The following is a 14,497-nucleotide window of genomic DNA, read 5'->3' as shown; positions in this document are numbered from 1 at the left end:
CGGCTTTTTTTAGTTATATACAGTAATGATATTTCCGTTGACTTGCACACGGTATTGCTTTAAGCCGTAGGGTTTGCCGGTGGTTTGTCCGTTGAATAGGTTGTAGTTTTCACCTTCACATTCGCAATGGGCATTGGAACTGGATAAGGTAAGTTTCGAACAACTGGTAATATTTTGGTTCGGGCACGAACCGTCAAAGGCGTTGTAGGTCGAACCCGTATTGAACACTATCACGCCATTAGTTGGGCCGTTTACGGGATACACGCGTACACTGTTTCCGGTAAACAATAAGGAATTGTAGGAGGGAAGATTCGTATTCACTTCCATGGAAAAGCCGTAATTGGGCAAGTACGGGTTTTGATTGCTAAAACCATCTTTACTGCAACCCCAGGTTAGAACCGTTAAAAGTGAAAGAATTACTGCTTTTTTCATGCTAATTTTTTTAAAAAGTTGAATTTTTGCTCAACGAATTTGATTACATTTGTGCTCCTCAACACAACAAAAGTAGGAATTAATTAACCAAAAAAATATATCTTTGGAGGTAGAAATCCCGTCACGATGGGATTTTTTCTATTTTATATACAACGCGAAGACACGCTTTTTTGTTGTAATTAACCCCAAAGATGACTAAAAAACGAAAGGAATTATGAGTAAGGTATCTTATTATACCGCGGAAGGTTTAAAAAAGTTGAAAGACGAATTAGAGCAATTAAAATCAGTTGAACGTCCCAAAGCGTCGCAAGCCATTGCCGAAGCGCGCGATAAAGGCGATTTATCCGAAAATGCTGAATACGATGCTGCCAAAGAAGCCCAAGGTTTGTTGGAAATGCGCATCGCCAAAATGGAAGAATTGTATGCCAATGCCCGTTTGATTGATGAATCCCAATTGGACGTGTCCAAAGTATTGGTGCTTTCCAATGTGAAAATTAAAAACCAAGCCAACGGCATGGAAATGAAATATACCTTGGTTGCGGAAAGTGAAGCCGACCTAAAAACTGGAAAAATCTCGGTAACTTCTCCGATCGGAAAAGGATTATTAGGAAAATCAGTAGGCGAAGTCGCTGAAATTACTGTGCCCAACGGGACTTTGAAATTTGAAATCTTAGAAATCTCACGCGACTAATCATGAGTAGTATCTTCACCAAAATCGTAAATGGCGAAATTCCTAGTTATAAAGTAGCTGAAGACGACCGCTACTTGGCGTTTTTGGATGTAAATCCCAATGCCAAAGGACATACCTTGTGTATTCCCAAACAGGAAATCAACAAGTTGTTTGATATGGATGAAGAGCACTACTTGGGATTAATGCAATTCTCGCGTAAAGTGGCCAAGGCCTTGGAACAAACCGTGGAATGCAAACGCATCGGCGTGGCGGTGGTCGGACTCGAAGTACCGCACGTGCACGTGCACTTGATTCCGCTCCAAGACATGGATGACATGCGCTTCCAACGCAAAACGAGTCTCACCCCCGAAGAATTTACAGCACTTGCTCAAACTATCGCAGAAAAAGTATAAAAAAGAAACCATCGGAAACGGTGGTTTTTTTAATGCGGCAATGTGTCAATGAGTCAATTTGAAGATTTGAAGATTTGAAGATGAGCGTTCAATTGCAGCTACTGCTACACTCCTAAACCCCTTCCACTTATACACTTCATCAATAAATATTAATGTATATAGCTATGCAATTCTTTCGAGAGCATCCATTTCACTTGTACACGAATAAATGTCTTCAAATAAAGCAGTAGCATCCACATCCATCCAAGTTAATAAATCAACAACATGCTGAAAATGAATGCGGGCATAATTTGAACTGATGGTTGTTGTTGGTCCAAAACAAATCGGCTCATGATGGGCAACTCGATTTCTTAAAGAATTAATTTGATTTAATTTTTGATAGATGACCTTTTGATTCACCTTATAGGGTCGCTTTGGAAAAATGCTCAATAATACATTACCTCCTGCTTGATATTGTTTACCTGCAAAAAGAAATACCCAAACACCAAAACTTAATTCAGCAACTAATTTGTCATGGGTATAGTTTTTACCCAATTTTTCATAAGCGGCTTGAATTTTTATAAATGACCTTTCACATCCTTTTTGGGTCAAGAAACCACCTTTTTGAATAGAACTCACTAACCATTCGTCAACTACATTTTGATTCATACAAGTTGATTTGTAACATTGGTCAATTTTATTTCTTAGTACCACTTCAAAAATACTAAGCACCCCTATAAAACCTTGAGATAATCGAATATTTGTACTATACAGTTGTTGAGTTAGAGCAGTTGAAGACTTGCAGGATAACCAATAACGAGATAAACGAGGCGCAGAAATTAAATTTTCAAATTGATCATATTGCATTGCTATTTGGCTTAAAATGTTAAAAAATGACGAGTAACTATTGATTTTCAAATATATAAATTATCTTTGAAATGTTATTCCCCGTTTGGCGCTGCTTCGCATCCATCGGGGTTTTTGTTTTTTATAACCTAAAACCTTAGTCCTTTGTGACTTCGTGGCAAAAAGATAAAAGAAGAAAGAAACAAGAGAAAAGAGGGTGCGTGTTATTATCACGGCATGTGCTACACTCCTAAACCCCTTCCACTTATACACTAAATTACTTTGTGCCAACTTCGTCTAACCTTGTGTTCCTTTGATAACGGCACCCAACTTTAAACTTTAAACCTGAAACTTGAAACAATATTCAGGGGCTAGGAAGCCACCCCATACACAATCTGTATCGTCGTGCCTTTGCCCACCTCCGAGTGCAACACCCGAATGCGGCCTTTGTGGTATTCCTCCACGATGCGCTTTGTGAGCGATAATCCCAAGCCCCAACCGCGTTTCTTGGTGGTAAAACCGGGTTCGAAAACTTTCTTAAACTGGTTCTTCGGAATCCCCTTGCCGTTATCCGTCACGTTGATTTTGAGGTTAGTTCCATCGTTTTCAAGTGTCAAGTCCAGTTTGCCTTTCCCACGCATTGCGTCGATAGCGTTTTTCATGAGGTTTTCGATGGTCCAACTGTGGAGCGCCGGATTCATTTTTACCCAAACCGTTTCACTCGGTGCCGTGAAGGTAAACTCCACCTGATTGGAAAAACGGGATTTTAAATAGTCAAACGAAGCGCGCGTTTCTTCAATGATATCTCGGGATTCCAAAACGGGCTCCGAACCAATTTTCGAAAAACGGTCCGTAATCGTTTGTAACCGCACAATGTCTTTTTCTATTTCTTCCAAAGTCGATTCGTCCACCGAACTGTCGGCTTTCAAAAATTCCAGCCAACCAATCAGCGAGGACAAGGGTGTTCCAATTTGGTGCGCCGTTTCCTTCGCCATTCCCGCCCACAATTTGTTTTGGGTAGCCATCTTCGTACTGCGGTAGAAGTTGTACACCACCGTCGCAAACAAAAAGATAATCAGCAACAACGCCACAGGATAATACTTGAGTTTGTTCAGCAAGTCCGAGTCGCCGTAGTACAAATATTGAATCTTCCCCGGGAGGTACTCCATCTTTATCGGGTCGTTCTGCGATTTTAAATTCTCCAACAACGCCCGCATTTGCAGCGAATCCTTCTCAATCGACGGGTCAATGTTAATGTGATTCACAATTTTTCCTTGCTGCGTCACCATAATCGGGATGTGCGCATTCTGGATAATTTCAAACGGCAACTCGATGTCCGCATCCAAGTCGGCAGCCGCCATTTTCTTCTGCGCCAACGCCCACTGATTCATCTTCACTCGTTCTTCCTCCTTAAAAATCTGGAAAAACGAATAAGTGTTCCATAGAATCAACACCACAATCAAAAACGAAGTGGCAATGATAATCCAACGGGTAACAGCACGGCGGTCGGTAAATTGCATGCAGAAATAATTTGCCTAAAAATACATATTTTTTTGTTTTTTTGGGCAGCTATTCCGGCTTTCCTTTGTACCTGCCTTTGCCGGCAGGCAGGCCTGCCTGCCGGCAAAGGCAGGTCCGGGCTGCAAACCCCTGCAACGTTCGCGTTTGTACTAAAATTGGCTATCTTTGTCCAAAACCACGAATCATGTTAACGATCGACCCAAAGTCGCTTTCCCCCATGCAATTGCAAGGGTACTTACAATCGGCCATTGCGCCCCGTCCCATCGCGTTTGCCAGTACGGTAGACAAAAACGGGAAGCCCAATTTATCGCCGTTTAGTTTCTTTAATATTTTTAGTGCCAATCCACCCATTTTGGTGTTTTCTCCCGCCCGACGGGTGCGCGATAATTCCATCAAACATACCCTCATCAACTGCCAAGACACCCGTGAAGTGGTCATCAATGTCGTCAACTATGACATCGTACAACAAATGTCCTTGTCCAGTACCGAATATGCCGAAGGCGTAAACGAGTTTGCCAAGTCCGGACTCACCCCTGTGCCTTCGCATCTGGTAAAGCCCTATCGTGTACAAGAGAGTCCGGTGCAATTTGAGTGCAAAGTCAACGACATCATCGCACTCGGTACCGAAGGAGGAGCGGGCAATCTCATCATTTGTGAAGTGGTTAAAATCCACATCAACGAAGCCGTTTTGGACGAAAAAGGAACCATCGATCCCGAGAAAATCGACTTGGTGTCGCGCTTGGGAGGCAACTGGTATTCTAGAGCCAAGGCCGGACTCTTCGAAGTCGAAAAACCGCTAGCGACCTTGGGAATTGGTGTGGATGCTATCCCTACTTTTATTCGCGAAAGCGCTGTTTTTAACGGCAATGATTTGGGGAAATTAGGAAATGTAGAAGCCTTGCCAACGGCAGCAGAAATTGCTATATTTGTGAATGCGAATGTGCAGGTGAAAGCCGCGTTGAGTTCGGCCGACGAACAAAAAGTACACGAAAAAGCCAAAGCATTCTTAGACGCCGGAGAGGTGCTTTCCGCTTGGAAAACCTTGCTGGCCGAACGAGTAGGTTAATATTTTTTTATTTAATTCAATACGATTATGGAAGTTTCAGGAAGAGTAAAAGTGATTAATGCCGTACAGCAGGTGAGCCCCACTTTCAGAAAAAGAGAATTGGTAGTAACTACCGAAGAGCAGTATCCACAACACATTATGGTGGAATTCACCCAAGACAAATGTGATTTGTTGGACAGTTATCAAGTTGGGGAACCCGTGAAAGTTTCCATTAATTTACGCGGAAGAGAGTGGGTAAGCCCACAAGGAGAAACCAAGTATTTCAATTCGATTCAAGGATGGCGCATTGAGCGTGTAGCTGCCGAAGCGCCTGCACAAGGTGGTCAACCGATGGCACAACAAATGCCACCGATGCCTGCAGCTCCAGCGTTCGAACCCGCAACCAACTTCAACGAAGAAGAGCACGACGATTTACCGTTCTAGTTTTTTTGTTTCAGGCCTGCCTGCCGTAGGTAGGTTTCAGGTTTCAAGTTGGAACCGGTTGAAATCAAGGCTAAATCAAACCAATTCCAAATTCTATTGTTTAGGCTGTAGGGTTTGGAATTTGTTTTGGGTAGTGATTAGTGACTAGTGATTAGTGACTAGTGATTAGTATTGACGCGATTAAACACCAAAATCTAAAATCTAAACTCTAAAATCTAAATTCGTTAATCCCATGTATTTCCTCAACAAATTCCTCTATTTTCCCCCAGTATCCGAGGCAACGGTCGACGGACTCTTGGCTGTGGGCGGGGATTTGTCGGTGAAGCGCTTGGTATTGGCCTATTCGCAAGGGATTTTCCCTTGGTACGATCCCGAAGAACCCATTTTGTGGTGGGCACCGCCCAAACGAATGGTCGTGCATCCCCAAACCTATAAAGTATCCAAAAGCATGCGGAACATCCTCAACCGCAAACAATTTACCGTAACCCGCAATACGGCTTTTGACCAAGTGATTCGCCACTGCCAGAAAACACCACGCCGCGGACAAACGGGCACTTGGATTTCACAAGACATCATCAAAGCCTACACGAAGTTGTACGAACTCGGACTCGTGGTTTCCTATGAAGTATGGCAAGAGGGCCAACTCGTGGGCGGACTCTATGGCGTGGACCTCGGTCACGTATTTTGTGGCGAGAGCATGTTCTCCACCGTACCCAACGCCAGTAAAGTAGCCTTCATCACCTTAATTCAAGACCTCAAAGAAAAAAACTACCACTTATTGGACTGCCAAGTCCACAACGACCACCTCGAAAAACTCGGCGCCTTCGAAATCTCCCGAGACGCGTTTATGCAGATTTTGCATAAGGTCGATTTAACGCAACTGGATAGGGATTAGTGATTGGTGACTAGTGACTAGTGACTAGTCGTTAGTCTTTAGTCATTAGACGTTAGTCTCGTAACTTCAGCTGGAATTTGGTCCCGAAACTTCGCGAGGAATTTCAGTGTAAAAGTGGAAGGGTTTAGGAGTGTAGCAGTAAGTGCGAAAGAACGCCTATTTTCAAATTTTCAAATCATCACATTTTCAAATGGGAGTTTAAAAGTGTATTGGGTATAGGAGTGTAGTGCGTGCCTTGAAAATTTCACGCGTTTTCTTTTCTCTTTCTTCCAAAAAAAAACCGACAGTGTATTGCTATCGGTTTTTTTTAGTTTATTGTTTAACTACTCGTAGGATTTGTGTACTAGTGTCGCTTTCAATGATAAGCGTATACAAGCCAGGAGGGTAGTGACTACAATCCCATTGGTAATGGGTTTGGGATTTCACGTGAAAAGTAGCTATTGTCTGTCCCAAGGTATTTAACACTCGTAGGGTTTGTATCGGTTGTGTTCCTGTAATAGTAACGGAATCCGAGGCTGGGTTGGGGTAGGCGGTAAAGCTGGGTTGGAGTGTCCAATCGGTACTGCCTAACGAAGGGGTGCAACTTATGCTGCGAACACGATTCACATTTTCGGAGGCACAGTTGGCATTGTTGTGTAAATAATAGCGTAGTATACCATTCACACTGCCTGAATTCCAAACCAATGGCGTTACACCTTGTGCATAAATGACCGATCCATCGGTATTAGTGATTGTAATATAATCGGCGGTGACGGAACTACTAAAAGTATACTGGGTGTTTACAGTTGCTGTAATATTACTGTACTCTCCTGTCCACGCATTGTTGGCGATAATTTGAGTGGTTCCATTACAGGTTGGGGTAAACGTTGCTGCTGGATATAAACCGTTAACTGCTGTGGTACAACCCGCACTAGCAGCCAATGTAGTAAAGTTACCCAATAAGATCCAACTACTTTGTCCGGTTCCACAATCGCTACGCACCCAAACATAATAGGTGGTTTGTGCAACAAGTCCAGATAGTAAAGCTCCATTGGATGTAACTGTGCCCAAAGGAGTCGAAGATGCTGTTGGTGGTGTAGCATTAGTGCTGAGGTATACTTGATACCCTGTTGCAGGTGCTGGACTGGCTGCGTTCCATGAAGCAGTAGCCGTAGTGGCCGTTATGGCACTAAAGCTTCCTCCAGTCGGACTCGCACATGTCGGTGTTGTTGCCTGACAAGCGATGTAGCGGGTGCGGTCGGAGTTTTGTGTCGCACAAGCCGCATTGGCATGGAAATAATAGCGAATTGTTCCTGTTGTACTCCCTGAATTCCACGAAAGTGGTGTATTCCCTGCAGTGAATACCACAGATGCATCGGAATTGGTAATCGTAATATAGTCGCTAGTAATCGAACTTTTAAAGGTGTATTGGGTGTTGGATTGGATGGCTACTACCGTATATTCACCAGCATAGGCATTGGTCACAATTACTTCATCGTTACCCAAACACGCGGGGGTAAATGTGGCGACTGGAAATTGCCCATTGGGAGCATTGGTACACCCAACACTAGTACCTACCGTTGTAAATGAAGTGCCAAATACCCACTGACTGGTTGTGGAACCACAGTTGGCACGCACCCACAAGTAATACGTAGTATTTGCAGCCAATCCAGAAGCGGTTAATGAGGGCGTTGACGTTAAACCTGTTGGCGTTGTTGCGCTATTGGGTGTCGCGGCAGTAGTGGCGATCCAATAGTGATAGCCGTTGCTGGGGGCCGGACTTCCAGCTGTCCATGTTGCGTTGACACTGTTGGCTGTTACGGAGTTAATGGTGAGTCCGGAAGGTGAACTACAACTGGTTACTGCATTTTGGCAAGTTATAGTAGTTGTTCGATTAACATTTTGTGTACTGCAAGAGGTGTTTAAATACACAAACATTTTTATTCGTGCAGTGTTGGCACCTGATGACCAAACCAAAGGCGTGGGGCCACTGGCATAGGCCATGGAGGTGTCATTATCACGAATAGTAATAAAGTCAGTTCCCACCGAACTGGTGAAGGTATAGGTTTTGTTGGGTAAGATATCGATTTGACTGTAATTTCCTGCCCACATGTTGGTTGCAATTATTTCAGGCACCCCTGTACAGGCGGGAACAAATACATTAGCGGGTGTTTGTCCATACAATGCTGTTGTGCAACCCGTGACTGCTGTGGCTTGAGTGGTAAATGGCGCCCCTGCAATCCACTGGGTATATTCTTGATCACATATACTGCGCACCCAATAGTAATAGGTGGTGTTTGGACTTAAACCACTCAGGGTAAATGTGGTAAATGTTGTCGTACCACTTGGCGTTGCGTTAATGTTGGGAGCTGTCGCACTTGTACTGTAATAGTATTGAAACGATGTTATTACTCCTGGAGCATTGTTTACCCAATTGGCAATTGCTCCTGTTGTACTAATGGAAGTTGTTGTTAAGTTGGACGGTGCTGGACACGTAGTTGAAGGAACTAGTCGCGCAGTGATGTATCTTTCCCGTTCAGAAGCTTGTGATAGGCACATACTATTCGCGCTGATGTAATAGCGAATTTCATAATCATTTGTACCAGAATTGTAAATGACTGGATTGACACCATGGGCATAAACCACACTTCCGTTAAAGTTTGTAATGGTAATATAGTCTGTACTGCGGTCAGTGGTGAATTCATATTGGCGGTTTGCCATTACATCTACTTTACAAAATTCACCTGCATAGGCATCGGCATTGATGAGTTCGGGTAGTTGGGTGTAGGCAGGTACAAATGTAGTTGTTGGGTGAAGGCCGTAGGGAGCTTGGGCACATCCGCTTCCCGTTGGAATTGGTGTAAAGGTCAAGAATCCCTGCCACGGTCCTTTGACACTTCCTGTAACGGTACCGCAATTGGAACGTACATAAAACCGATAGGTATTGCCTACTTGCACATTGAGCGTAACATTATCAGCCGTTACTGTACCTGTAGGTGTTGTATTTGAATTCGGTACTTGTGAACTTTGGGTAAGGTAATAGTCGTACCCGTTCCAAGGATTAGGATTAGGTTGCGTCCATTGGATAGTTACTTCCGTTGCGGATAATGAAATAATTATCGGGTCAATTGGGTCTAAACAAGGGGTTTGTGCATTGGCTGTTGAAAGTCCTAAGCCGCAACTTATCCCCAAAATCCAAATAATGAACTGGGTATAAAAGTCATTTTTTTTCATGAATGTTCGTGTTTTTTTGGATAACTAAACTAGCAATTCAAAAACTAAAATAAGTAGATATTACGGGCTTGTAAGGGATAAAGAAATAGTCGCCTACAACTGAATGAACATTCGTTGGGGATGTGTGAAAATTCGTGTGGGATTTAAAAACGTTTTTAATGTATTTCAGACAAATTTGGTCTAAAATGAGGCTTAAAGGGAGTCGATAAGCAGTAAAAATTCTTCTTTTTTACGAATGGAAAGCGGTATGGCACTTTTGTTTTTCATCACTATAGTATTTCCACCATCCGATTTTATAAAATGATCAAAGTAGAGCATGTTGATTAAATGCGATTGATGGCAGCGGAAAAAGTTGAATGGTTTTAAAAGCGTTTCGTATTCTTTAAGGGTTGTTGAAACGACTAATTTTGGGGCATTGATGAAATAGAATGTCGTATAGTTTTTGTCGGATTCGCAATGAACAATATCTTGAATATTGACAGAATAGATTTTTTCAGCGGTTTTTAACACCAACTTTTGAAGGTTTTTAGGGCGTTCAAGATTGGTGAATAGGGTATTCAGTTTTAGTTCCCAAACTTCTTTATTTTGTAAGGCCTCTGCTTTGCGAACGGCTTCAATTAGTTCTTCAGGGTCCAAAGGTTTTAGAAGGTAATCAATGGCACTGAACCGAAAAGCACGAATAGCAAAGTCTTCAAATCCTGTGACAAAAATAACTTTACAATGGGTGGGTCCCAATTTTTGCAAAAGGTCAAATCCCGTACCGTCGGGCATTTCAACATCTAAAAAGATCAAATCAGGAACTACTTGTTTGATTAATTGCAAACCTGAAGCCACGCTGTCCGCCTGACCTACCAAGGCAATATTGGGGCAGGTTACTTTAATTAATTCATAATTTTTTGTGCGAATTGCTTCAATGTCGTCGATAACTACAGCGCGTAACATAGGCGATTAATTTTCGTAAAGATACGGTATCTCAAAAGAAACTTTGGCTCCGATTACCTTGTTTTCAGTATCGGTTTGATTTTCAATTTTCACACTAAAATCAATATTTCCAGAGGTATACATAAGTCGTTCTTTCGTAATTTTCAAAGCCAAGGATTTGTGATTATCCGTTTCTTGTTGTGCAAACCCTTTTCCATTGTCAGTGATTTCAAAATATAATTTAGCTGATTTGAAGTAGAATCGAACTTGAATACGACCTCCTGTTATTTTATCCTTTAAACCATGTTTAATCGCATTTTCAATAAATGGTTGGGTCAACATGGGCGGAATGAGAAGCGGTTCTTCTTTTAATTCATCGGGAATGTCAATCGTGTAATCAAATTTATTGTTGTAGAGCAATTGTTGGATGGCAAAATAGTTCTCCATCATTGTTATTTCTTCCTCCAAGGTGATGTAGTTTTCGTTGGAATATTCAAGTATTTGTCGGGTAAGTTTGGAGAATTTAGTTAGATAATTAACGGCTTCCGTTGGTTTTTGGTTATAAATCAAACTTTGGATATTGTCGATTGAATTAAAAATAAAATGGGGATTCATCTGACTGCGCAACAGTTTTTGACGGAGCTCATTTTTTTCAAATTGAGCAATAGCATTTTTTTGACGGTAGTTTTTCACTACAAAAAACACAATTACAGTCAAGAGAATGAATAGGGCGCTTAAGCCATAGACGATATAGTTTTTCTGTTGGGCTTCCAAGCGGTGCTGTAAGTCCCTTTTTTCATAATTGTATTTTAAATTTTGAACTTTTAGTTCTTTTCGGTTTTCATAAATTTTTAGCGAGTCGTTGATTTGGTGAAAACGTTCAGCCATAGCGAGTGCCGCTTTGGTGTCTCCCACTGCTTTGTGAGATTTGTAGAGCAAATGACAGGCTTCCATCTCAAGGTTACGGTTACGGATTTGAATGGCTTGGCGCAGCCCTTCTTTTAAATCAGGAATGGCTTTATCGTATTTTTTTTGGGTAAAATAGAGTTCGCCCAACGCTACCAATACCCCGCAACTTGATAATTCATTTTCAGCGAGCGCTTTTGCTTTCATTAATTTTTCTTCAGCGGCATCAAGACGTTTAAAATAGAGGTCGATATCACTGAGTTTACACAACACATAGCATTGGTAGGAACGCTGTTCCGTTATTTCTGCAAATTTAAAAGCTTGGCGATAGCTATGGGTTGCTAATCGAAATTCTTTACGGGCAGCATAGGCCGCTCCCAAATTATAATACATTCCTGCTTTTTGAAGCGCATCTTCTAAGGTTGGCTTTGTGTCTTTACTGTCCAAATAGAAAATGGCTTTTTTAAGACATTTAATGGATTCTTTAAACAAGTCTTGTTCACCATAAAGCACCCCTAAGTTGGAATACACATAGGAGATTCCGTCTGCGTTTTCTTTGGGGTTTTTTTCAAAAAATTTTAGGGCTTCAAAGTAGCATTGTATGGCTTCTCGTTCCCGCTTTTGACGGTACAAAAGCAATCCCTTACTAACCAAAGACGAATAGTATTCATCATACGCTTCTACAGTACGGTAAAGGTCGAGTGATTTTTGTAAATACGATAAGGCCCTTCGGTCTCCTTTATTTTCCATGGCATAACTAATATTGTTATAGTAGGCTGCCAGGTACATGGTATATTTTTTTTTGAGTTCAGAATTTAATCCACTTTCATTTAAATGTTTTTGGGCAATTTTTCCCATTAATGCATTGTAGCGTTCCGATTCCTTATCTTCATATAGATTGTCAATAATCATAGCGATATTGGTCAATCGAGCGGTGTCGTGCAATTTTGGGTTAGCGATAACGCGTTTAAGCGAATCGACATCATATTGTGCATAGAGTGATGCATTTATTTTTCCTAGTAAAAGGAAGCAAAATAGTAGTGCGCGGAAAATAATTGTCTTCATGGTATAAAATTAGTTTTTTATTTATAATGTTTTGCGAATACCGTTCGATGCAGCGTTTAGTTTAAGTGGTTGTTGAACGGTATAGTAATTGGAGTTTTCAGTTGCAGGGGGCAGGGGGTGACTAGTCGTTAGTCTTTAGACATTAGTCGTTAGTCTCGTAACTTCAGTTGGAATTTGGTCCCGAAACTTCGGGAGGAATTTCTCTTTGGAATTTGGAATTTCAGTGTAAAAGTGGAAGGGTTTAGGAGTGTAGCATAGACTGTGATTAAACGAACATTTTCAAATTTTCAAATCACCCCATTTTCAAATGGGAGTTTAAAAGTGTAATGGTTTTATGAGTGTAGCAGTAAGTGCGAAAGAACGCCTATTTTCAAATCACCACATTTTCAAATGGGAGTTTAAAAGTGTAATGGTTTTATGAGTGTAGCAGTAAGTGCGAAAGAACGCCTATTTTCAAATTTCCAAATCATCACATTTTCAAATTGAAGTTTAAAAGTGTATTAGGTTTAGGAGTGTACTGCGTGCCGTGAAAATTTCACGCGTTTTCTTTCCTCTTGCTTCTTTCCTCTTTCCTCTCAAATAGGAAAAATACTTTGAAATTTTAGGAAAATTCCTGATGGTTGTTGTAGTATACTTTTTTAAATTGCAGAGTATAATATACAATCAATCTTTTTTAATACACATTTACGCCATGAATCGAAACTCCGCTTTTTTTCTTCTCCTTTGTTTGCTGCTCCCACGCATGGGGCAAGCACAATGTTACACAGATTTTAACCCTGGAGAATTTTATGTCACGGTTTTGAAAAGTGATGGCACGTTGTGGGGTTGGGGATTCAACAATTACTACAATTTAGCGAGTGATCTAGAGCAAAACATTGAGTTGACACCTATACAATTGGGAACTTTTACAGACATCATTGGCAATATTAATGGGGGCAACAACACTTTTGTTTTTCGTTCGAACGGTACTTTATGGGGGGTAGGTCAGAATACCAATGGTGCTTTAGGTGTGAATTCAAGTGTTGATGCTATTTCCAATTTTACTCAGATTGGTTCTGGATCTTGGAGTAAAGTTAGTAATCGTAGAGGTTTTTCTTTTTTTATTAAAAATGATGGCACACTTTGGGGTGCAGGCGTTAATAATTCCTACCAAATGGGACAGGGCAGTACTACACCGCTCAGTCAACTGAGTTTGGTACAAATCACTTCCGCATCTAATTATGTTGAGGTGGTAAGTTGTGCATCAGGTGCAGGAATTGCCTTGCGCAGCGACGGTACCTTGTGGGGTTGGGGCTCTAATTCGGCAGGGTTAATGATGCAGGGGTCGAGTACAGGTGTAGTTCCTTTGCCGATTCAATTGGGTACGGAAAATCAGTGGCAGAAAATCAGTTCCTTTGGTGCGCACATACTCGCGTTGAAAACAGACGGTTCTTTATGGTCATGGGGAGAAGGCGGTTATGGACAGACAGGAGATGGGTTGTCGCCAACGTTGTTTCGCAACACCCCCCGACGAGTAGGAACGGATACGTGGAGGGAAATTGCTACGGGATTGTTTAGCTCTTACGGAATCAAAACCGACGGTACCTTATGGGCTTGGGGGGCCAATGATTATGGGCAATTGGGGATAGGGAATTTAATAGACCAGCCCATGCCAGTGCAAATCGGTACGGATACCAATTGGGACAAGGTCAAATGCAAGAGTCAGAATTTTGCGATTGCATCCAAAACCGACGGAACGCTTTGGGTATGGGGCGATAATACGTATGGACAATTTGGAAACGGCACATCGGATAACAGCAGTACGGTACCCGTACAAGTCCCAGGGATTTGTTTGTTAAGCTCGCCCGAGGTTACAGCAGCCAGTGCGGTCTTGAAAGGGTATCCCAATCCGGCAAGTGATATTATCACGTTGGATTATGCTGCTTTTCCTGAAGCGACTGCCTTGGTTTGGTACGATTTAACGGGCCGCATTTTACGTCAAGTGCCATTGCCTCATGGAGAAACCCAATTTACTGAGGATGTGAGTGCCTTGCCAGTAGGGAGTTACCTCACAGCCTTACAAAACAAAAACGGGCAAATTATTACACAATTACGCGTGTTGATTGCGCGTTAAGCGGAACTGAAACAGATATTTTAAACAATTGATA

12 protein-coding genes are annotated in these 14,497 nt (G+C 41.9%); 6 read left to right on the top strand and 6 right to left on the bottom strand.

Features of this window, described 5'->3' with window-relative positions:
- Positions 1-9 precede the first annotated feature (9 nt).
- Positions 10-432, bottom strand: coding sequence for a Rieske (2Fe-2S) protein (locus tag EQG61_RS01285; protein ID WP_129460063.1), 423 nt, complete (start codon positions 430-432; stop codon positions 10-12).
- 214 nt (positions 433-646) lie between these two features.
- On the opposite strand from EQG61_RS01285, the gene greA reads away from it, so the two are divergent.
- Together greA and EQG61_RS01275 are read left to right on the top strand one after the other, a co-directional pair.
- Positions 647-1,123 (top strand): transcription elongation factor GreA, encoded by a 477-nt coding sequence (gene greA, locus EQG61_RS01280; protein WP_129460062.1) that lies wholly within the window; start codon positions 647-649, stop codon positions 1,121-1,123.
- A gap of 2 nt (positions 1,124-1,125) precedes the next feature.
- Positions 1,126-1,515, top strand: a complete 390-nt coding sequence (locus EQG61_RS01275) for an HIT family protein (RefSeq protein WP_129460061.1) — start codon at positions 1,126-1,128, stop codon at positions 1,513-1,515.
- A gap of 162 nt (positions 1,516-1,677) precedes the next feature.
- On the opposite strand, the gene EQG61_RS01270 is transcribed toward EQG61_RS01275, so the two are convergent.
- Positions 1,678-2,163: a hypothetical protein gene (locus tag EQG61_RS01270; RefSeq protein WP_235829006.1), complete on the bottom strand. Its 486-nt coding sequence runs from the start codon at positions 2,161-2,163 to the stop codon at positions 1,678-1,680.
- A 548-nt stretch (positions 2,164-2,711) separates the two neighbouring features.
- Positions 2,712-3,860 (bottom strand): sensor histidine kinase, encoded by a 1,149-nt coding sequence (locus EQG61_RS01265; RefSeq protein WP_129460059.1) that lies wholly within the window; start codon positions 3,858-3,860, stop codon positions 2,712-2,714.
- 185 nt (positions 3,861-4,045) lie between these two features.
- Here EQG61_RS01265 and EQG61_RS01260 point away from each other — a divergent pair, with 185 nt between their 5' ends.
- The 3 genes from EQG61_RS01260 to aat all read left to right on the top strand — a co-directional run bounded on the left by EQG61_RS01260 (position 4,046) and on the right by aat (position 6,245).
- Positions 4,046-4,927 (top strand): flavin reductase family protein, encoded by an 882-nt coding sequence (locus EQG61_RS01260; protein ID WP_129460058.1) that lies wholly within the window; start codon positions 4,046-4,048, stop codon positions 4,925-4,927.
- Positions 4,928-4,954: 27 nt separating this feature from the next.
- Entirely contained in the window at positions 4,955-5,350 is a 396-nt protein-coding gene (locus EQG61_RS01255; RefSeq protein ID WP_129460057.1) for a DUF3127 domain-containing protein, read from the top strand.
- A gap of 232 nt (positions 5,351-5,582) precedes the next feature.
- The gene (aat, locus tag EQG61_RS01250; RefSeq protein ID WP_129460056.1) at positions 5,583-6,245 is read left to right on the top strand and encodes a leucyl/phenylalanyl-tRNA--protein transferase; all 663 of its coding nucleotides are present in this window, start codon (positions 5,583-5,585) and stop codon (positions 6,243-6,245) included.
- 312 nt (positions 6,246-6,557) lie between these two features.
- On the opposite strand, the gene EQG61_RS01245 is transcribed toward aat, so the two are convergent.
- The 3 genes from EQG61_RS01245 to EQG61_RS01235 all read right to left on the bottom strand — a co-directional run bounded on the left by EQG61_RS01245 (position 6,558) and on the right by EQG61_RS01235 (position 12,350).
- Positions 6,558-9,458 (bottom strand): fibronectin type III domain-containing protein, encoded by a 2,901-nt coding sequence (locus tag EQG61_RS01245; RefSeq protein ID WP_129460055.1) that lies wholly within the window; start codon positions 9,456-9,458, stop codon positions 6,558-6,560.
- 192 nt (positions 9,459-9,650) lie between these two features.
- Entirely contained in the window at positions 9,651-10,400 is a 750-nt protein-coding gene (locus tag EQG61_RS01240) for a LytR/AlgR family response regulator transcription factor (RefSeq protein ID WP_129460054.1), read from the bottom strand.
- 6 nt (positions 10,401-10,406) lie between these two features.
- On the bottom strand, positions 10,407-12,350 hold the full coding sequence (locus tag EQG61_RS01235; RefSeq protein ID WP_129460053.1) for a tetratricopeptide repeat-containing sensor histidine kinase: 1,944 nt from the start codon (positions 12,348-12,350) through the stop codon (positions 10,407-10,409).
- 691 nt (positions 12,351-13,041) lie between these two features.
- On the opposite strand from EQG61_RS01235, the gene EQG61_RS01230 reads away from it, so the two are divergent.
- Positions 13,042-14,463 (top strand): RCC1 domain-containing protein, encoded by a 1,422-nt coding sequence (locus tag EQG61_RS01230; protein ID WP_164974868.1) that lies wholly within the window; start codon positions 13,042-13,044, stop codon positions 14,461-14,463.
- Positions 14,464-14,497 lie beyond the last annotated feature (34 nt).

It is taken from the genome of Flavobacterium stagni (assembly GCF_004122105.1).
Taxonomy (GTDB): Bacteria; Bacteroidota; Bacteroidia; order Flavobacteriales; family Flavobacteriaceae; genus Flavobacterium; species Flavobacterium stagni.
This window is presented reverse-complemented; position numbering and strand designations above follow the sequence as displayed.

Coding starts and splice junctions, on each gene's coding strand:
- EQG61_RS01285 (WP_129460063.1), bottom strand. CDS start 432: ATGAAAAAAGCAGTAATTCTTTCACTTTTAACGGTTCTAACCTGGGGT.
- greA (WP_129460062.1), top strand. CDS start 647: ATGAGTAAGGTATCTTATTATACCGCGGAAGGTTTAAAAAAGTTGAAA.
- EQG61_RS01275 (WP_129460061.1), top strand. CDS start 1,126: ATGAGTAGTATCTTCACCAAAATCGTAAATGGCGAAATTCCTAGTTAT.
- EQG61_RS01270 (WP_235829006.1), bottom strand. CDS start 2,163: ATGAATCAAAATGTAGTTGACGAATGGTTAGTGAGTTCTATTCAAAAA.
- EQG61_RS01265 (WP_129460059.1), bottom strand. CDS start 3,860: ATGCAATTTACCGACCGCCGTGCTGTTACCCGTTGGATTATCATTGCC.
- EQG61_RS01260 (WP_129460058.1), top strand. CDS start 4,046: ATGTTAACGATCGACCCAAAGTCGCTTTCCCCCATGCAATTGCAAGGG.
- EQG61_RS01255 (WP_129460057.1), top strand. CDS start 4,955: ATGGAAGTTTCAGGAAGAGTAAAAGTGATTAATGCCGTACAGCAGGTG.
- aat (WP_129460056.1), top strand. CDS start 5,583: ATGTATTTCCTCAACAAATTCCTCTATTTTCCCCCAGTATCCGAGGCA.
- EQG61_RS01245 (WP_129460055.1), bottom strand. CDS start 9,458: ATGAAAAAAAATGACTTTTATACCCAGTTCATTATTTGGATTTTGGGG.
- EQG61_RS01240 (WP_129460054.1), bottom strand. CDS start 10,400: ATGTTACGCGCTGTAGTTATCGACGACATTGAAGCAATTCGCACAAAA.
- EQG61_RS01235 (WP_129460053.1), bottom strand. CDS start 12,350: ATGAAGACAATTATTTTCCGCGCACTACTATTTTGCTTCCTTTTACTA.
- EQG61_RS01230 (WP_164974868.1), top strand. CDS start 13,042: ATGAATCGAAACTCCGCTTTTTTTCTTCTCCTTTGTTTGCTGCTCCCA.